At 46.0% G+C, this 19,203-nt stretch carries 13 protein-coding genes; 3 read left to right on the top strand and 10 right to left on the bottom strand.

What is annotated here, in order from left to right; translation table 11 throughout:
• Positions 1 to 40: 40 nt before the first annotated feature.
• Positions 41 to 631 (bottom strand): 5-formyltetrahydrofolate cyclo-ligase, encoded by a 591-nt coding sequence (locus tag EZE20_RS21185; RefSeq protein WP_132121509.1) that lies wholly within the window; start codon positions 629 to 631, stop codon positions 41 to 43.
• Between the two features lie 74 nt (positions 632 to 705).
• On the opposite strand from EZE20_RS21185, the gene EZE20_RS21180 reads away from it, so the two are divergent.
• On the top strand, positions 706 to 1,926 hold the full coding sequence (locus EZE20_RS21180) for an NAD(P)/FAD-dependent oxidoreductase (protein ID WP_132121507.1): 1,221 nt from the start codon (positions 706 to 708) through the stop codon (positions 1,924 to 1,926).
• A gap of 11 nt (positions 1,927 to 1,937) precedes the next feature.
• Here EZE20_RS21180 and bshC read toward each other — a convergent pair whose 3' ends face one another.
• The 7 genes from bshC to EZE20_RS21145 form a co-directional block, all read right to left on the bottom strand.
• On the bottom strand, positions 1,938 to 3,488 hold the full coding sequence (gene bshC / locus EZE20_RS21175; protein WP_132121505.1) for a bacillithiol biosynthesis cysteine-adding enzyme BshC: 1,551 nt from the start codon (positions 3,486 to 3,488) through the stop codon (positions 1,938 to 1,940).
• A gap of 277 nt (positions 3,489 to 3,765) precedes the next feature.
• The gene (locus EZE20_RS21170; protein ID WP_132121503.1) at positions 3,766 to 5,580 is read right to left on the bottom strand and encodes an acyl-CoA dehydrogenase family protein; all 1,815 of its coding nucleotides are present in this window, start codon (positions 5,578 to 5,580) and stop codon (positions 3,766 to 3,768) included.
• Positions 5,581 to 5,733: 153 nt separating this feature from the next.
• A complete protein-coding gene (locus EZE20_RS21165) occupies positions 5,734 to 8,637 on the bottom strand; it encodes a putative Ig domain-containing protein (protein WP_132121501.1) in 2,904 nt (967 codons plus the stop codon).
• 164 nt (positions 8,638 to 8,801) lie between these two features.
• Positions 8,802 to 9,920 (bottom strand): glycosyltransferase, encoded by a 1,119-nt coding sequence (locus EZE20_RS21160; protein WP_132121499.1) that lies wholly within the window; start codon positions 9,918 to 9,920, stop codon positions 8,802 to 8,804.
• Positions 9,917 to 10,921, bottom strand: coding sequence for a glycosyltransferase family 2 protein (locus tag EZE20_RS21155; protein WP_132121497.1), 1,005 nt, complete (start codon positions 10,919 to 10,921; stop codon positions 9,917 to 9,919). Before EZE20_RS21155 ends, EZE20_RS21160 begins: the two co-directional genes overlap by 4 nt.
• A 105-nt stretch (positions 10,922 to 11,026) precedes the next feature.
• On the bottom strand, positions 11,027 to 12,205 hold the full coding sequence (locus tag EZE20_RS21150; protein ID WP_132121495.1) for an acetyl-CoA C-acyltransferase: 1,179 nt from the start codon (positions 12,203 to 12,205) through the stop codon (positions 11,027 to 11,029).
• A gap of 159 nt (positions 12,206 to 12,364) precedes the next feature.
• On the bottom strand, positions 12,365 to 12,601 hold the full coding sequence (locus EZE20_RS21145) for a PspC domain-containing protein (RefSeq protein WP_132121493.1): 237 nt from the start codon (positions 12,599 to 12,601) through the stop codon (positions 12,365 to 12,367).
• A 428-nt stretch (positions 12,602 to 13,029) separates the two neighbouring features.
• Here EZE20_RS21145 and secA point away from each other — a divergent pair, with 428 nt between their 5' ends.
• Positions 13,030 to 16,380 (top strand): preprotein translocase subunit SecA, encoded by a 3,351-nt coding sequence (secA, locus tag EZE20_RS21140; RefSeq protein WP_132121491.1) that lies wholly within the window; start codon positions 13,030 to 13,032, stop codon positions 16,378 to 16,380.
• Between the two features lie 142 nt (positions 16,381 to 16,522).
• A complete protein-coding gene (locus EZE20_RS21135) occupies positions 16,523 to 17,185 on the top strand; it encodes a phosphatidylserine decarboxylase family protein (protein WP_132121489.1) in 663 nt (220 codons plus the stop codon).
• A 105-nt stretch (positions 17,186 to 17,290) separates the two neighbouring features.
• Here EZE20_RS21135 and EZE20_RS21130 read toward each other — a convergent pair whose 3' ends face one another.
• Positions 17,291 to 17,911 carry a rhomboid family intramembrane serine protease gene (locus EZE20_RS21130; protein WP_132121487.1) on the bottom strand — a complete coding sequence of 207 codons (621 nt, stop codon included), beginning with the start codon at positions 17,909 to 17,911 and terminating at the stop codon, positions 17,291 to 17,293.
• Between the two features lie 46 nt (positions 17,912 to 17,957).
• Positions 17,958 to 18,932: a polyprenyl synthetase family protein gene (locus tag EZE20_RS21125; RefSeq protein ID WP_132121485.1), complete on the bottom strand. Its 975-nt coding sequence runs from the start codon at positions 18,930 to 18,932 to the stop codon at positions 17,958 to 17,960.
• Between the last annotated feature and the right edge of the window lie 271 nt (positions 18,933 to 19,203).

The raw sequence follows: 19,203 nt of genomic DNA, 5'->3' as shown, positions 1-19,203 counted from the left end.
TACAAAGATTTTTTCAATGAAATGGCTCTTTCCTTGAAAATCAATAGGGTAAAGTAAAACTCTTTTCGGGTGTAATGCATGCGTGCAACGGAATATCCCAGGCGCTCACATCCGTGATTTCATCCAAAGGCTGCTCAAAGGAAAGTCCAATTCTTTGAACCTCCGGTCGGCATTCGGCCAGAAATCGGTCATAAAATCCACCGCCATATCCTACCCGATGCCCCCGTCGATCGCAGGCGAGTAAGGGAACCAACACAATGTCAATATCCAGGATTTCCACGCGAGTAGCCAACAATGGATCAGGCTCCTGAATCCCCCATTTGTTCGTATGGAGTGTCGTGGAATCATTCCAGTAAAAATGCTCCATACGGCGTGTTCCGGGAATAATTCGGGGAGCAACCCAACGCAGATTGGGTAATTTACTACCCACTATTCTTTGAATGAGCACCGTGTCTACTTCCTGTCGCAGATCATGGGAAATAAATGAATGAATTATAGCAGCAGGAGATGGCAGTAGTCTGTCCATCAGATTATTAGCTATTTTATGGCTCAGTGTTTCTCTTTCCGCCAAACGCATTTGGCTGCGTTTTTTGAGCACTTGCGTTCTGATATTTCTTTTGGTATAAGGCATTGAAATCTGGCCTGATTGTTTTTCAAAGATTCAAAAAATGATTCAATTCACCCTTCACTTCCTTTCGCATTTTCATGGATTTACTTAGCGGACAACCGTATTGGTTCTACAAAAACGGAATTATTCATTCCTACCCCAACCAACCCGAAAATACAACGACCGACGTGATCCTCATGGGAGGTGGCATAACGGGAGCTCTTATTGCAAATGCACTTGTAAAGGCCGGTTTACGGGTAGTTATGGTAGAAAAACGCCATATTGGACTTGGTAGCACTTCGGGAAGCACGGCACTTTTGCAGTATGAGATTGATACCGATTTGCATAAACTGACTGAGCTGATCGGAAAAAAGAAAGCTGAACGATGCTACATCCGATGCATTGAAGCAATTTCAGAATTGCATGAACTGATCAAAAAAGAAAAAATAGAGGCAGACTTTTCTCTTCGGAAAAGTCTGTACTATGCTTCCTCAGAAAAAGAACTTCCCGACCTTGAAAAAGAATTTGAGGCACGACAGCGTACAGGCATTGACGTGGAGTGGTGGGATAAATCCCGCATGCGTGATACATTTCCAGGAATACAGAAAAGCGGAGCTATCTATTCCAAAAACGGCGGGCAGGTAGATGCGCTCCGGCTAACCCACGGACTTTTGCAATCGGATCTGAAAAAAGGCGGCCTGCAGATTTATGACACCGTAGCAGTAGAAACCATTACTCATCACGCAAGAAGCGTCAAAGTTACGCTGAATACAGGTCATGAAGTTTCGGCAAAATACCTGGTCATTGCCTGCGGATACGAGTCGCAGGAATACTTGCGGCGGCCTGTATCGGTGCTGCATTCGACCTATGCCATTATTAGCAAACCTATGCCCGACCTGAAACCGCTATGGCCCGACGAATGCCTGCTTTGGGAATCGGCGAGACCTTACCTATACATGCGCACAACGGAAGATTCGCGCATGTTGATTGGCGGAAAAGACGAGCCTTTCCAAAGCGCAGGCAAGCGTGACAGACTTCTGACAAGAAAGCGAAAACAACTTGAAAGCCGTGCCCAAAAGTGTATGCCTCATCTTCCGTTTACCACAGATTTTAGCTGGTGCGGTACCTTCGCCGAAACACCCGACGGTCTGCCGTTTATTGGTACCACAGATGAGCGTTCACGAACCTACTTTGCGTTGGGTTTTGGCGGAAACGGTATTTTGTACAGTGTGATTGCCGCCGAAATTATCCGTGATGGAATATTGCAAAAGAAAAATGAAGATGCCGAACTCTTTTCTTTTGATCGAAAATCTGCCTGATTACTTCATTTTCAGGATTCTTCCAGAATATTAAACTGAAATTCCAGTGGTTTGAAATGTTCGAGCAATACCTGAATAAACTGACGGTTGGACTGGTAAAAGGTCAGAAAATTGTCGTGCCGCTCCTGCGGAGTACCGTTGGGAAAAAACGTAGTCAGCAGATCGTCCAATTGATTTACCTGAATGCCATGCTTTCGTTCTTCGGCTTTACGGATTCGTTTTTCGAGTTTTTCAAGCGAATTAAATAAACGAGCCCGCTCGGCCAATACGGCGGGTTCCATGGTTTTATCTACGGCAAGTGCTTTTGCTACAATTTCCTGCAACACGCCGTCAAACTTATTTTTTTGTTCATCCAGCGAAAGTGTGTGCGAAGACAATCGCTCAATCATGGTCTTTTTGAGCAATGCCCGATCCTGAAAAAAGTCAAGGTAAGAAAGGTTCAGTTTCTCCATTCTTTTGCGGCTTGCCGTGGGTACATAGAGCGCAAAATTGCGGGGAATGAGCATCGGAAATGGAACAGAGAAATGATCAAAAACACCCTTTAATTGCATCCAGTAAGGAATTTCCGAAGGTCCGCCGATATAAGCTAAGTTGGGTAAAATTACTTCTTCATACAACGGCCGCAGTACTACGTTTGGACTAAACCGCTCGGGATATGTTTCCATTTCCTGCCGTATTTCTTCGGGGGTAAAAATCAGTTCGGTATTGAGTACCTGAAACTTGTCCTCCACCTGTACGATTCGCTCCCGGCTGTGGTTGATCAGGTAAAAAAGGTTAATGTCGCGGGGATGAACGGGTGTATGATAGCCCAAAGAAGCGAGGCGGGCGGTGGTTTCGGATACAAGCGGGCCGGCGGTCTGAACAAAAAGTTCGTCTTCAATGACTGGTAAAAACTGGCGTTTCAGCGCGGGATCATCAGCGTCCAGAGAAACAAGTCCTTCTGCACCAAAAAGTTCGTGCATGTAACATCGGACGGCATTGGCCAGCGTATCATTTTCAAGATATGCTTTTTTGAATAGCGAAAGTGGTTCAGGCAGTTCGTCGAGGATCGTAACCAAACCTGCGGGATTGAGGCGCCCTACGGCACCTGTATAGTCCCCTTTCCAGGAATATTTTTTTCCAAAAAGATTAAAATAAGCAATTTCCTGGAAGTCATGATCTTCGGTAGCCATCCAGTATAGGGGCACGAAATTGTAGTCAGGATAAGTCTCTTTGAGCTGCCGTGCAAGTGCGAGCGTAGTGACGATTTTGTAGATCACATACAGCGGTCCGGTAAAGATATTGAGTTGATGACCGGTTGTTACGGTAAATGTATTTGCATCAAGAAGCGGTTCCAGATCGGGTGTGCTCGGTAGGCCTTCGTACTGTTTTTGAAGTACCTGCACGAGGGTTTTGCGCTTTTCGGGATCAAATTCCTGGCGGTTTTTGATTGCTTCAAAGGCTCCTTCTACCGAAGGAAGAACACTATAAAACTCCTTTAATTCTATTTTTTGATCCAGGTAATCCAGCAATAGAGCGGGGAACTGCCCCGTAGTACGCAGCGCAAGGGAATGAAGTTTCATGAACAATAGTTTACAAGTCAGGAGCCACCGGAAGGGCGTTTTGCCGTCAAAGAATTGCCTGTAAAACCACTTCTCCGCTGGTAAAGTTTCGCCCAAATTAAAAGCTATTTAGACCGAATCCTACTTTTTACAAAAAAGCCGACTCTGATACAGAATCGGCTTTCCCACTAACGTAGTAGTCGTATTGGTTTTCAGTTGCGCGGGTAAATTACCCGAACAGTCTTGGTTTCTGTTTTAAGACAGAAACATATCTTTGCTCCGTCCTGAAATAGCTTATTTAGAAAATAAATTTATTCTCTGCCAACAGGGCGTCAGCCACCCGGCGGCGGGCATCTTTCAGATTCAGCGGTTCAATTTTCGTAAAGCGTTTGAGTCCCATCAACATCACACGCAGCTCATCGCCTTCGGCAAAGGACGTAATTGCCGAGCGCCCCGCCGACTGCACTTTGTCAACTGCGCCATGCAGGTAAATCAGCGCCATGTCTTTTTGTAGCGCAGTAGCGGCTTCTCCCTGAGTTCCGATGAGTTTCTCAACCCGCAGCAGGGCCGACTCAGCAGCATAGATTTCGATAATCATATCGGCCACGTTCATCAGGATTTCCTGCTCGTGTGAAAGCTTCATCATGAATTTCTGCACGGCTGCTCCGGCAACCATTAGCGTTGCTTTTTTCAGGTTTTTCAAGACCTTTTTTTCTTTGGCAAAAAGCGTTTCTTCTTCTTCGGCGCCAAAGTCAGGAATCGACATAATCTCTTTGGAAACTGCCGTAGCCGGGCCCATGAGGTCAAGCTCCCCTTTCATGGTTCGTTTGAGCAGCATATCAACCGTCAGCATGCGGTTAATTTCGTTGGTACCTTCAAATATGCGGTTAATCCGCGAGTCACGATAGGCGCGCTCCATGGGTGCATCGGCAGAGTAGCCCATGCCGCCATAGATTTGCAAGCTTTCATCTACCACATAATCAAGTACTTCTGATCCATGGACTTTGGTGATTGCGCATTCAATCGCAAATTGTTCCACACCTTTCAGTTTAGCCTCAGCATCGCTCATGCCGTTGGCTTTCAGGTCCTCAATGGCATCATCAATATTTTGTCCGGCGCGGTAGCAGGCTGTTTCAGAAGCGTAAATCCGTGTAGCCATTTCCGCGATTTTATGCTTGATTGCGCCAAATCGACCGATAGAAATTCCAAATTGCTTGCGCTCATTGGCGTAGCGAATGGCATTTTCAAGCGAACCTTTGGCACCGCCAATAACGGCAACTCCCAGTTTGATTCGACCAATATTCAGGATATTTACCGCTATTTTAAACCCATTTCCACGGGTAGAAAGCAGGTTTTCGACAGGCACTTTGCAATCATTAAAAAATACCTGACGGGTATCTGAGCCTTTTATGCCAAGTTTTTTTTCGGGTTCATTCATCGTAATTCCCCCAAAATCTTTGTCAATTATGAATGCCGAAAGATTTTTGTCCGTTTCACCAGCTCCATCGTCAATTTTTGCGAACACAATAAAGACATCAGCAAAACCACCATTGGTGATCCACATTTTTTGACCATTGATGACATAGTGAGTACCATCTTCCGACAAAACTGCTTTGGTTTTACCCGAATTGGCGTCTGATCCCGAATCGGGCTCAGTCAGGCAGTAGGCAGCTTTCCATTCGCCGGACGCCAGTTTAGGCAAATATTTCGCCTTTTGTTCTTCGTTGCCGTAGTACAAAATCGGCAGGGTGCCAATACCCGTATGTGCCGACTGAGCCACCGAAAACGAGTGACCCGTTCCGAGACTTTCAGCGACGAGCATTGAGGTATTAAAATTCATCCCAAATCCACCGTATTCTTCCGGTACAGCCGTTCCCAATAAGCCTAACTCACCGGCCTTATCCATAAGAGAAGCCATTAAATCGGGAGATTTTGCGGCGTCGATTTCGTCCAAAATCGGGTGAACTTCGGTCCGTAGAAAATCACGGCAAGTGTCTGCAATCATGCGTTGTTCTTCCGTAAATTCTTCGGGGATAAAAATTTGCGCCGCTTCCGTTTCTTTGATCAGAAACTCGCCTCCGCGAATAGAGGCCTGATTTTCTACAAGTGCCATGATTTATATTTTTTTGGGTTTTAAGAATCTCTTTCAAGTAGTATGCTTGCATACTAATCAGTCAGTTGCAAATATACAACACTCCTTAATAGTATGCAAGCATACCATTAGTTGAGCAAATTATTTTTTCCAGAAATACTATAAATAAATCAATCAGCGCTTGACAACTCTGAAAACTTGTAGAAGTTCGCCAGCCGACTCGACCCGAACGAAGTACATGCCGGAAGACAGAGATAAACTTGTAACATCAATTTGGGCAATTTTTGAATGGACGGTAATCCGGTTTGCCGGAATCGGGATTCGTTGGCCTTGTGTAGTAACGAGCGTGAAAGAATAGGGCGCCTGAGATTCGTCTTCGGGCAATTGAATGTTGAAGACGCTGTTAAATGGATTGGGATAGCCCAGCCAATCGGCAAGGGGGGTATTGAGCCGGGTAGAATCTCCTGCCGAAATACTGAACCGAAGTGTATTGGTAAGTACGAGAGAATCTTCTTTATAGGCCTGAGCTGTAAGTGTATAGCCACCTATATACGGAGCAAATCCGCTTTCGTCCCGAAATAAGGCGTGCGGAAATTTTTCGGTGGCATTGCTATGCTTAAAAGGACCGGTCATTGCAAAGGTTACGCGATCAAAATCAAAATTTCCGTACGCATAAATATTGATTAAATCAGGCAGCGATTGAACAGACAGCGTGTCGCCATCCGTAAGTTTTTGAATCAACTGACGATCTATGGCCCGTCCCGAACGAAGCAGGTCAAAAGTAAAAGCCGGAATTTCAACTTTAATAATCAGCGGAGTATCGACATATCCACCTACATTGTCATACGCACGCATGATAATCCTGAACTCTCCTTCCTCCGGCGGAATGCCTGAAAATTCGTTGAGAGAAAAAGATAGCCATGAAGGTAGATTTTGGGCCGTTATCAGCGTAATATATCCATCGCTGTCGCCAAAAATATTGGCAGGTAAAACATAGCTAAACGGCTCATTTACCTTGGCAAACCGCACCGGAATAGTAGCCTGAACAAAAGGAGGATTATTCAGAAATTGGGGTTCAACTACCCGAATGATAAAATAAATTTCTACGAAAGCATTTAAATCGTCGTAGGCTTTAAGCGCTACCCGATATTCACCGGTCTTTGTCGGAAAACCCCGAAATTCGCCATTGTTAAAACTAAGCCATGCGGGTAACTCACTCGCTTCAATACGGGTGACGGTGCCGTCGTCATCTACAAACAGATCCTTCGGAATCGTAAAAACAAAACTTTCGTTGAGAGCCGTAACTACATTGGCCAGCATTGTTTTGACGGTAGGTGGTTTATTTGCGTTTTCTCGCGTGTCAACCCGAATAGTCAGAAAAGCTTCGGTGGTAGCGCCCTCATCGTCCGTTGCCCGTACCAGCAGGCGGCTATCGCCCAGTGCCGAAGGAAGACCAATAAGTTGATCATTTTCATAGCGTAGCCAGGCGGGCAGCGTGGTTTTATCTACTTCTATTTTAACCACAGTACCGTCCGTATCGGCAAAGGTGTTTGTTGGGATACGGTAGGTGAAATTGCGGGAAACCGCAATAATCTGCATCGGAATAGGATTCTGTATATAGGGAGCGGCATTGGCTGCCGGCAGCCAATAGTCATCCTGTAACAAATCTTCAATTAGCTGTACATGAACCGGGCGGGGCGGGTTGCTGCCGCGGGCTGCCTTTCGCCAGGCCTCATACGTACCTAAGTCATGTATCGTTTTATCAATGATCCGGGAAAGACGATACGAAACTGTATCCTGAGTGACAAGGGGCTGCATGGGTTGGCTTAGCCATTTGGATGCCGAATTGCGAAGGACCTCACGTACCGCAGCCACATGACCCGGGGTTGATAATACGAATGCAACCAATTTTGCCCCACTATCAAAGCATTCGTCAATTTGCTCGTAGTACTCTGAATGGGCCAGATAATCCGCATAAAAAACTTCGTTCATGATCCATTGGTCCGGTCGTGAATTGCCCCGAAGCACGTCCATTGTCCAACGATGATCATACTGTTCCGAATCATGAATTTTAACACCGTCCGCTTTTTGGCCCAGATCAGGGAACGCCAAAGTTGCCCGTAGTGCACTCATGTTGTCAATGACCGAACCGAATTCCAGCACATAAGGAATCGCTGGATTGACATCTTTTACAGTCTGAATCATCAGGTCATTGAACTGTTTCAGAACAATATGCCGGTAGATGTACCAATCTTTTCCTCGTCTGCCAAAAAAAGACTCTTTTGTATCCCAGGGGGTTACGGGTGGAAGCACTTCTTCAAATGTCTTGTATTCAGCGCCCCAGAGCAAATTTAACCGGATCAGTTTTTTGTATTTTATTTTGAGCCATTCAATAAACCCCTTTTTGTAAAAATCTGAATAGTCGTAGGCCGTCAGGTACATGTCTTTGTACTCGCCGTCGGGTGGAATATTCGTAGGGTGGTAGCCGGCCTCCTGCGTTGGTGTAGTAACGACCGACATAAACAGCATTTTATTATCACTTTGCAAAAACTTGTAGCGATCGGTCACTTGTTTTACAAAGTCAGCCGCTTTATTAACAGAAGGTTGATGTAAAAAACTGAAATGCGTATAGTTATAAATTTCACGAAGGGGATTTTGACGATAATCTTTGGCGCTTTCGGCTTCCGTCCAGAATCCGTTAAGATAAGCCATGTTGCGCCCGACATGAATCCGGATGCCGACTTTCATGCCTAGTTCAGTAGCAAGTTTGATTTGATTGTCAAATTGAGACCAATTGCCAGGGCCGGTAGGTGAGGCTCGGTATACCTTGTCCCAGTAGATGGTAAGCACCACGGAGTTCATACCCGCAGCCGCTGCTTGCCTGATTACCTCTAATTCAAAGTCTTTTTCTTCGGAAAGATTGAGTAAAAGGAGCGCGAGATAACGTTGGTTTTCGGTGCCGTCTCTAAGTACCTGAGCATTGATTTTTGCCGGATTCAGTAGCAAAAAAAAACCAAAAATCAGGTACCAAATTCCTGATTTACTACCATTCCTGACTGTTTGTACTAGTTTCTGCATCCCATACCCTGACTTAGTGATGAACCAATCTTGATTTCAAAAATAGCATGCCCCGGCTTCAAAAAAGGATTTTTATTTTATGAAAAGAAGATTTTTTCCTGATCACGACACCGTTATCCCCACCTGCAAACATCTCTTTTGGTGGTAAAAATAACAGGTATAAGTCAGTTTTGTTTACAAAAATCGTCGACGATCGTCTCCCAGGCCGCCATGCCGGTGGAGGAACCAAATTCTTTGGCACGGTTTTTCGCCCGCTCAGAGTCAAAAGTTCCGGGATTTTTACGCCAGAAATCAAGTGCCTGAACAAACTGTTCCATGTCGAGATTGGGGATAATAGTTCCAATGCCGGGCTCTATAAATTCAGTGGGTCCGCCTGAGTCAAAAGCAACAATAGGCTTGCCCAGCCAGGCAGCTTCTACCATCACAAGACCGAGGGGTTCCTGTCGCGAGGTAAGCATAAACCCATCAGCAGCAGCCAGGTACGAAAAATAGTCGCCTTTTTGGGCACCAACCAGATGCACCCGGGTATTTTGTATGCCCTGACACCGTTTTTCGGTCAGATACACCATGCCATCCGGAGAGGCCCTGCCTACCCAAACCAAATGTACCGTTGGATCATTGATAATTTCTGCGAGATCGGGCAGAAGATCAAAGCCTTTGCGCTCGGAGGTTGTACCGGACATAATCCAGACAAAGTCGCCGGGTTGTACCCCCCATTCTTTTCGTAGAGCGGTTACTCGTTCCGGTTTGGAATGAATTGTATTAAGATCAATGAAAGACAATAACTTTTTTACTTCTTTCCCACCTGCGTCCCGCAGGTTTTTGCAGACGGCTTCTGAGCAGCCAATCAGCATATCGGATTGTGTAATAATCCGTTCATAATCTGTGCGGCTCACGAAAGATAGCATGTGCGACAATTCGTGAATATGAGTTATGACCGGAACCTGCATTTTTTTTGCTCCTTTGATCACATCGGCGAGCATAACCGTATTGACATACCACACATCGGCTTTGAACTTCCGGTTTACTGTTTCAAGAAAGCGCTCCATTGGGTGAAATCCCAGGTGAAAAGCTACTTTCTGAGCCAGTGAATAGTGGCCTGGACCGATAAAAATTGGAATATCTGCCGGAATATTATCGAGAAGTTCACCTTGGGCAAAACTAACGAGTCCGGCATCGAAACGAGTCCTGTCAAGATTTTTGAGAATATAGAGGAGCATCATCTCCGAACCCGTGCGAGTAGCGTAAGGGGTGAAGAATAAAATTTTTATGCGATTTTTCAAGGTGTGAAATGGAGGTCTATATTTTCGGATTCTTTTATTTTAAACAAGTATTTTTCTTTGAATAGGGTTTTGAAAAAGTAGCGAAGCAGTACCTGATTTTTTTTAATATAAATGCGCTGCGTTCGTAAATCGGCCAAAGGATTTCCCTGATTTCGGATGTTTATGATAATCTTCCAAAGTAAGATCACCGGAATCATGAAAAGGTTGAAAAGGATGGACAAAAAATACGCCACTGCTCCGTACTGTTTTCTGACCCACAGCAAGTTAGATACCTGCATTTGCGTGCTGAATCGGTTGATCCAGGAGATATTTGTCCGGCGATAGGGGTTATTATTTTCCAGATGAATGAATGTACAATCCTTAAAGTAACAAAGTTTACCCGCCTTTCCCAACCTCGAAGACCATTCTACATCCTCACCGTACATAAAAAAGTCTTCGTCAAATCCACCAACTTGATGCACTACCGTACGCCGCACCACAATAAACGCTCCGGTGAGCCAATCATACTGCTCCGGATCGGAATAGCTAGGCTCGGGAAAGAGTTTATCCAGAACACGCTGAAAAAAACCAGAAGGAGGCACAATGAAGAACGTTTTTCTAAACTCATTGAAGCTTTGATAAAAGGGCATGGGCGTACCGTCCGGATAGTATTGCATAGCGCCACAGGCCGCAATGTCGGCCCGGCTGTCCATGCGGTCTATGCAGCGGTCTATAACATTGTCAGTCAGTAAAGTGTCGGCATTGAGTAGCAAAAAATATCGCCCCTGTGCGAGAGCCATGCCGGCATTGTTGGCTCGTCCAAAACCCGCATTGTAGGTCATGTCGATCCACTTGATGTCGGGAAACTGCGCTCTTACCAGTTCTCCTCCGCCATTCGCAGGATCATTATCGACTACAAGTACTTCAAAACTATATTTACGGGTGTATTCATAAATCGTTGCCAGGCAATTTATGATCAGTTGAGGCGTACGAAAATTTATGATTATGATGGATACATCCATGCCGGGCTAAGTGATTGGAGGAGCAAAAATAAAAAAATCTCCAAGGATGCTTCCATAACATCCGTGGAGATTCTTAAAAACCTTACCGATCGGTTTACTTAGGTGTTAGGAAAGAAGTTCGTAAATTCCTGCAACTCCCTGACCACCACCGACACAAGCGGTTACCATTCCGTATTTTTGGTTTCTTCGGCGCATTTCATTAAATAATTGCACCGACAGCCGTGCGCCTGTTGAGCCAAGCGCATGCCCAAGAGCAATTGCTCCACCGTTTGGGTTGACGAGCTCGGGGTTAATATCCAGCGTGCGCATCACAGCAAGTGACTGAGCAGCAAAGGCTTCATTTAATTCAATTTGTTCTATATCAGTAAGTTGGAGGCCTGCCTGTTTCAACGCTTTGGGCACTGCCGCCACGGGGCCAATGCCCATGATACGAGGTTCAACACCTGCCGTGGCGTAAGCCATCATGCGGGCTATGGGTTTTATACCAAGCTCCTGAACCATACGTTCCGACATAACTACCACAAAAGCGGCACCATCAGAAGTTTGGGATGAATTCCCGGCCGTAACGGACCCACCAGCCGCAAATACAGGCCGCAGCCGCGAAAGCGCTTCAAAGGTAGTATCGGCTCGCGGGCCTTCATCTTTTGTAACAGTATATTCACGAGTCTTTTTCTTGCCTGACTCGCTGTCAAAGTAGGTTTCCTTTACAGAAATTGGCACAATCCCATCATCAAAAAGGCCCGCTTGCTGAGCGGCAAGAGATTTTTGGTGTGATGCCAGCGCAAATAGATCCTGATCTTCCCTCGAAATGCCGTACTCTTTGGACACCTGCTCGGCAGTAAGTCCCATACTTAAATAATAATCCGGGTGGCTGTGGGCAATGTCATAGTTTAGAGCAGTCTTCCAACCCATCACGGGTACCATCGACATCGACTCGGTGCCGCCGGCAATGATACAGTCGGCCATGCCTGCGTTAATCTTTCCCGCAGCCATAGCAATCGCCTCAATGCCAGAGCCACAATACCGATTGATGACCAAACCCGATACACTTTGAGGTAGGGAAAGCAACGAAACAAAACGCCCCATCTGCATGCCCTGCTCTGCTTCGGGAACGGCATTTCCGACAATTACGTCATCAACCCGGGCCGGATCGAGGTCCGGGAGCCGCTCCATCATGTATTTGATTACCTCAGCACCCAGGTTATCGGGCCGTGTAAAACGAAAAACTCCCCGAGGCGCTTTGCCAACGGCGGATCGATAACCGGCTACAATATATGCGTTCATAGTAGGTGAAGTTGGTTTTAGTATAGTATATGAATTGCTGATTCTAATAATAGTATGCAGGCATACCATTTGTAAAAGTACAAATTAATTATAAATAACAAAAAACCGCCGCCCCTAAGTTTTCGGGCGACGGTTTCTGAAAAATGTATTCCGCAGAGATTAGCTACGGGTATGACTTTCTGAGTGATATTCAGGTAGTGATGGTACGCCTTTGGGCATTACGGCCCACAGAATGATGTACAGAAAAATCACGTGCGTGGGTACCGGAATGAAGATGGCGAGTACGAAGAGAACCCGTACAAGGACAACGTCGAGTTCAAAAAAATCGGCCAAACCGGCGGCTACTCCTCCAATGACCCGTTGATTCATGTTGCGAACTAATTTACGATTATTCATGGCTATAAATGGTTTTTTGCGTTATTGTTGTTTCAAAGGTACTAGGTTATGCCAAGTAGTCAATTGTGCTTGGTATAAACGGATGCGTAGAGGGAAGAATGGATAAAAACATGGTTGAAATGAACAAAGAAATCGGGCATTTCTGCCGCTTTTAAGATTCACCAAAAAAAACTATGCCCGGTGAATTCCTTTTTTGATCTTTATACTTGATGCAGTATTCTTAAAATGTTGCTACTAAACTGATGGCAAAAAATTAACTTTGCAGCATCTCACTTATAATTTATACTGACAATCTGGCATTCATCCGTTTTCCGGTCTGTTATTTATAGAAAAAAATAGTGAAAGAAAACGTTTTCACATACGTCGGGTTTCTGCCTGAAACGTTTATGTATTAAGCCATTAGATAATATACTTGTTTACCTGTTATCATGATAAAATTATTCACCAAGCTATTTGGCACCAAGTCAGACCGTGATCTGAAAGAACTAACTCCTTTTGTCGGGAAGATCAATGCTGAATTTGCTCAATTAGCCTCCCTTTCAAACGATGCGCTGCGCCAAAAGGCCTCGGATCTGAAAGCACACATTGCGCAGCAATTAAAATCAATTGACGATCAGATAGATACACTTCGTCAAACTGCCGAAGCAGAACTGGATGTTGATTCCAAGGAAACAATCTTCAAGCAGATTGATGCGCTGACTCTGGAACGTAATAAAGAACTTGAAAAGGTTTTGATTGATATTCTTCCCAAAGCCTTTGCGGTGGTGAAAGAAACTGCCCGCCGGTTCAAAGAAAACGAGCGTCTCGAAGTTACTGCTTCGTTCTTTGACCACGAAGTAGCCTCCCGCAAATCTCACGTTACGATTGATGGTGACAAGGCCTACTGGAATAGTACCTGGGACGTAATGGGGCAGCCTATAAAGTGGGAGATGGTTCATTATGATGTGCAGCTGATTGGTGGCGTGGTACTGCATCAGGGTAAGATTGCTGAAATGGCAACCGGTGAAGGAAAAACGCTGGTGGCTACTCTCCCTGCCTTCCTGAATGCCCTGGCTGGCCTGGGAGTGCATATCGTAACGGTCAATGACTACCTGGCTAAGCGTGATGCCGAGTGGAACGCACCGCTTTTTGAATTTCACGGCATGAGCGTGGATTGTATCGACCGCCACGAGCCTAACACAACCGCCCGCCGCAACGCCTACAAAGCGGATTTGACCTACGGAACCAACAATGAGTTTGGATTTGATTACCTGCGCGACAATATGTCGCGCACGACCGATGAACTCGTGCAGCGCAAGCATCACTATGCAATGGTCGATGAGGTCGATTCGGTTTTGATTGATGATGCTCGTACACCCTTGATTATCAGCGGCCCCGTGCCGCGCGGTGATGAGCAGGAGTACATGGAACTCAAACCACGCGTAGCACGAATCGTTGAGGTTCAGAAAAAATTGGCCATGGATTTGCTCAATGAAGCCAAAAAGAAAATTTTGGCGGGCGATAAAAAAGAAGGCGGCCTGGCTCTTTTCCGGGTTTTCAGAGGAATGCCTAAGTACAAGCCTCTTATAAAGTTTTTGAGTGAAGGAGGAATGAAGGCGATTTTGCAGGAAACGGAGGGAATCTATCTGGCCGAAAACCAGAAACTGATGCCCGAAGCGGACGCACCTTTATATTTTACAATTGACGAAAGACACAATAGCATTGAACTCACCGAAAAAGGAATCGACTTCCTGACAGGAGAATCCGAAGAAGCCAATTTCTTTATCATGCCTGATATTGCGATTGACCTCAATGCCATTGAAAAAAATACGGCCCTCAACGAACAGGAACGAATCCTGCAAAAGGAGGCATTGATTCGGGATTATTCCGTAAAGGCAGCCCGAATTCATACCGTGAATCAGCTGCTGAAAGCCTACAATCTTTTTGAAAAAGATGTGGAGTACGTCATCATGGACGGAAAAATCAAGATTGTTGATGAGCAAACCGGACGGATTATGGAAGGCCGTCGCTACTCCGACGGGCTGCATCAGGCAATTGAGGCCAAAGAAAATGTGAAAGTGGAAGATGCTACGCAGACCTATGCCACCGTTACGCTGCAAAACTACTTCCGGATGTACCACAAGCTTTCGGGTATGACCGGTACGGCCGAAACCGAAGCGGGTGAATTCTGGGAAATCTATAAGCTGGATGTGGTGTCGATCCCGACGAATGTAGTGATCAGCCGGAAAGATGAAGAAGATAAGGTGTACCGCTCGGTACGTGAAAAATACAATGCCGTAGCTGATGAAATTGTAGAACTCGTGCAAAATGGCCGACCGGTACTTGTGGGTACGACTTCGGTTGAAAACTCCGAAATTATCAGCCGAATGCTGACGATGCGTAAAATCGGGCATCAGGTGCTCAACGCCAAACAACATCAGCGCGAAGCTTCGGTAGTGTCAGAAGCGGGTAAGCCGGGTACAGTTACGATTGCAACCAACATGGCCGGACGCGGAACGGACATTAAGCTTACTGCCGAAGCAAAGGCGTCGGGCGGGCTAGCGATTATCGGTACGGAACGCCACGAAAGTCGCCGGGTAGACCGGCAGTTACGCGGACGTTCGGGCCGTCAGGGAGATCCCGGTTCGTCGCAATTTTTTGTATCTCTGGAAGATAACCTGATGCGTCTATTTGGCTCCGATCGTATGGCTAAGGTCATGGACCGCATGGGGCTGGAAGAAGGAGAGGTGATTCAGCATAGCATGATTACTAAGTCTATTGAGCGTGCGCAACGGAAGGTAGAAGAAAACAACTTTGGCACCCGGAAACGTCTGCTCGAATATGACGACGTAATGAACTATCAGCGGGATGCCATTTATAGCCGCCGCCGCAATGCTCTTTTTGGTGAGCGTTTGGCCGTGGATATTGCCAATACGCTTTTTGATGTGTGCGAAGAAATTGTGGCCAATACATCCACAAGTCTTGCCGAGCTGGAACTCGCCGCCCTCACCACGTTGGGGATTGAAGCTCCATTTGAAGAAGCGGAGTTTGGCCGAATGAAACCTGCTGAGCGGACGCAGAGGCTGTATCAGGCGGCTTTCCGGAATTATCAGGAAAAGAACGCAGCGATTGCCGAAAAAGCTCTGCCGATCCTAAGATCCATTTATGCAGAGCGTGGCGCTACGGTTATCGAAATCATGATCCCATTCACGGATGGTTTGCGTCAGGCCGGAGTAGTGGTGAATCTCAAAAAAGCGATCGACACCGAAGGCCGGGAGATTATCCTGGAAATGGAAAAAGCCATTGTGCTCTCGCTCATTGATCAGGAATGGAAAGAGCACCTGCGCGAAATGGACGACCTGAAACAGTCGGTGCAGAATGCTGTATTTGAGCAAAAAGATCCGTTGCTGATCTATAAATTTGAATCCGTTGAGCTTTTCAAACGCTTTCTGAGCAAGGTTAATTTTGATATGATTGCGTTCCTGATGAAAGCCGATATTCCGCAGGAACAGGCAGCGCCCGAGCGTGTGCAACAGCCACCCGTGCGGCGTCAGCCAACGCCCGCCCTCCAAACCAACCGGGGAGACGAAGAGGAAGAAGTTGTGGTAAACAATAACTCATCAGAGGGACGCCCGCCGATGGAATCTACCACGCGGCAGCAACCCGTTAAGGCCATAAAAATTGCCGATCGCAATCAGAAGGTAACGGTGCAATACCGTGACGGACGGGTGCTGAAAGATGTAAAATATAAGAAAGTAGAGCAGGATGTAGAAAGCGGTACCTGCGTGGTGGTAGCCTAAATGCCACTCGCGCCTGTTTTCATAAAATAATACAAAAGCCCGACTCGTGAAGTTTTCATGGAGCCGGGCTTTTGACTACCACGACTTGCTGATTTAAAAATCGAATGTGTACTTTTACGCCATTGAAAAAACCTTTACTCCTATGACTTTGCATAAAGAAGGCTACACGATTATTGCCGGTGCCACGCTGCTTCTCCTGATTCTGAATGCTGCAATTCAGCATTTTATGCCCACTATTGAGTGGCTACATTTGCTGTTTTTAGCCATTAGCGTAATTTTTCTGATACTCATTATCCAGTTCTTCCGGGTTCCCAAACGCGTCGTAACTACCGACGAAACCCGCATCGTGGCGCCATGTGATGGTAAAGTAGTTGTGATTGAGGAAGTTGTGGAAAGTGAATACTTTAAAGGCCCACGGCGGCAAATCAGTATTTTTATGTCGCCCCTGAACGTACACGTCAACTGGAATCCAATCAGCGGAATTGTTCAATATTTTAAGTATCATCCGGGCTTATATCTCGTAGCATGGCACCCTAAATCCAGTACTGATAACGAGCGTACGACTACCGTAATCAGAACTGCTCAGGGACAGGAAATTCTTTTTCGTCAGATTGCCGGAGCTGTCGCCCGTCGGATTCGGTGGTACATAAAAGAGGGAGATGCCGTGCAGCAAAGTACGCAGATGGGTTTTATAAAATTCGGCTCGCGGGTGGATATATTTGTACCTCTTGATGCAAAAATTAATGTAAATCTGAACGATAAAACCGTAGGTAGCGTGACTGTTTTAGCAGAATTACCTGCCTGATTTTTTACAAAAAATATTCATAAATTTTCCTCCAAAAAAAGCGAGGCCTCTACCGGATTTGATCTGGCAGAGGCCTCGCTTTTTAACAGACAGTTTTATCAAAAATTAAAAAATACGCCAGGTCGAAATCTGCTCAAAAAAACCTGGTACCGCACCCGGATACACGGCAGCCATAAACAGCATGCCAAATATTGCTCCGTACATGTGGGCGTCGTGGTTGACAAAACCGCCGCCGCGTCGCGATTCGTAGAATGAATAGCCCAGGAAAAGCAGACCGAAGATAAAGCCCGGCATACAAATGAAAAAGTACAGGCAAATTTCCAAGAGTGGGGCGTACAAAATCGCCGCAAAAAGTACCGCCGCAACACCGCCCGAAGCGCCTAAAGAATTGTAGTTGGCCTTATGACGGTTCTTTAAAAAAGTCGGAATATCCGAAACGATGATACCCAAAATATACAGCGCAAGAAAATAAGCCTGGCCATACTGCCCGAAAAGCATTCCAAATAAGCGCTCAATCGCTTCCCCAAAAAACCAGAAACTCAGCATGTTAAAAATCAAATGGCCGAAATCTGCGTGAATAAAACCGGATGTGACAAACCGGTAGTACTCATTTTTTTTTGTGACTTTATAGGGATTAAGCATCAGCTTTTCGAGAACCAACGGATTTTGCCAGGCGTAGTAGCTTATGCCAACCGTAACCAAAATGAGAATGAGCGTTAGAGACATGTTACAGGGAAAAATTGAAAAATATACCAGGGAAACAAACCGTTCCTCAGGCCTCCCGCTCGACCAACTGATGGACAAAACCCATCAGGTGCTTTTTTCGTGAAGGCTCCGCTTCGAGGCGTTCGAGGCAGTCGAATCCCGTGGCAAAGTACTCACTTATTTTTTGTTCTGTAAAATCCCGGATTCCGAGTGAGTCATAAATCCCGCGCACAGCTGCAACTTTCTCTACTTTGTCAAAGGTTTCAGAGGCCAGCCATTGGTCCAAGTCAGCCTTAGCCTTGCCTTCGGCTCTTTCCAGGGCTTCAATTAGTAGAAATGTCTTTTTGTTGGCAATAATATCTCCGCCTACCTGCTTGCCAAACTTGGCAGGATCGCCATATACGTCGAGCAAATCGTCTTTTAGCTGAAAACCTATGCCCATATTGACACCCGCTTCGTAAAGTAATGTGGTAGCCTGAGCGTCAGCTCCCCCGATAATCCCGCCCATTTCGAGAGCAAACCCAAGTAAGACGGAGGTTTTGAGCCGAATCATCGTTAAATATTCAGCTTCGGTAACATCCCAACGGGTTTCAAAATTCATGTCGAGCTGTTGCCCTTCACAAACTTCGGCTGCCGTCTGATTAAACCGTTGAAGTACCCGTCGCAGGCGATCACTTTCAATGTCAAGTAATAAGTCATAGGCACGAATCAGCATGACATCACCCGACAGGATCGCAATGTTAGCGTTCCATTTTTCGTGTACAGTTGGCTTACCTCGCCGCAGGGGCGCGCAGTCCATGATGTCGTCGTGCATGAGCGTGAAGTTGTGAAAAACCTCCACTGCCTGAGCTGGTTTAAGGGCTTTTTGCCAGTCGTCGGTATATACCGAAGTAGCCATGAGCGTCATCAAAGGCCTGAATCGCTTGCCTCCAAGAGACATAATATACCGAATCGGCTCGTATAATTCAATCGGGTGTTCGCCGTACGAATTCTTCTCAATTTCGTTTTGCAGGATCTGCAGCAGTTGGTCAGGTGTTGTCATTCGCGGAATATTTCTGCTCTCTTCAACCGGATTTGCACGGGTAGGGTTTTACAAAAAGGAAAAAAACGTTTGGTTTGATAGGTGCAAAGTAGCTAAATCAATTGCAAAAAAAGAAGGGTTGCCTGAATCGTATTGGGCAATTTAGCTACAAACGTTACGCCTCTCCGAGGCTTGTCGGTTGATTTGGAATATTGTTTACTACCAACGTTACGCCTTTCCGAGGCTTGTCGGTTGATTTGGAATATTGTTTACTACCAACGTTACGCCTCTC

The organism is Arundinibacter roseus (assembly GCF_004348825.1).
Lineage (GTDB): Bacteria > Bacteroidota > Bacteroidia > Cytophagales > Spirosomataceae > Arundinibacter > Arundinibacter roseus.
This window is presented reverse-complemented; position numbering and strand designations above follow the sequence as displayed.

Excerpts from the sequence above, each read along its gene's own strand:
- EZE20_RS21185 (WP_132121509.1), bottom strand. The coding sequence starts at position 631 with ATGCCTTATACCAAAAGAAATATCAGAACGCAAGTGCTCAAAAAACGC.
- EZE20_RS21180 (WP_132121507.1), top strand. The coding sequence starts at position 706 with ATGGATTTACTTAGCGGACAACCGTATTGGTTCTACAAAAACGGAATT.
- bshC (WP_132121505.1), bottom strand. The coding sequence starts at position 3,488 with ATGAAACTTCATTCCCTTGCGCTGCGTACTACGGGGCAGTTCCCCGCT.
- EZE20_RS21170 (WP_132121503.1), bottom strand. The coding sequence starts at position 5,580 with ATGGCACTTGTAGAAAATCAGGCCTCTATTCGCGGAGGCGAGTTTCTG.
- EZE20_RS21165 (WP_132121501.1), bottom strand. The coding sequence starts at position 8,637 with ATGCAGAAACTAGTACAAACAGTCAGGAATGGTAGTAAATCAGGAATT.
- EZE20_RS21155 (WP_132121497.1), bottom strand. The coding sequence starts at position 10,921 with ATGGATGTATCCATCATAATCATAAATTTTCGTACGCCTCAACTGATC.
- EZE20_RS21150 (WP_132121495.1), bottom strand. The coding sequence starts at position 12,205 with ATGAACGCATATATTGTAGCCGGTTATCGATCCGCCGTTGGCAAAGCG.
- EZE20_RS21145 (WP_132121493.1), bottom strand. The coding sequence starts at position 12,601 with ATGAATAATCGTAAATTAGTTCGCAACATGAATCAACGGGTCATTGGA.
- secA (WP_132121491.1), top strand. The coding sequence starts at position 13,030 with ATGATAAAATTATTCACCAAGCTATTTGGCACCAAGTCAGACCGTGAT.
- EZE20_RS21135 (WP_132121489.1), top strand. The coding sequence starts at position 16,523 with ATGACTTTGCATAAAGAAGGCTACACGATTATTGCCGGTGCCACGCTG.
- EZE20_RS21130 (WP_132121487.1), bottom strand. The coding sequence starts at position 17,911 with ATGTCTCTAACGCTCATTCTCATTTTGGTTACGGTTGGCATAAGCTAC.
- EZE20_RS21125 (WP_132121485.1), bottom strand. The coding sequence starts at position 18,932 with ATGACAACACCTGACCAACTGCTGCAGATCCTGCAAAACGAAATTGAG.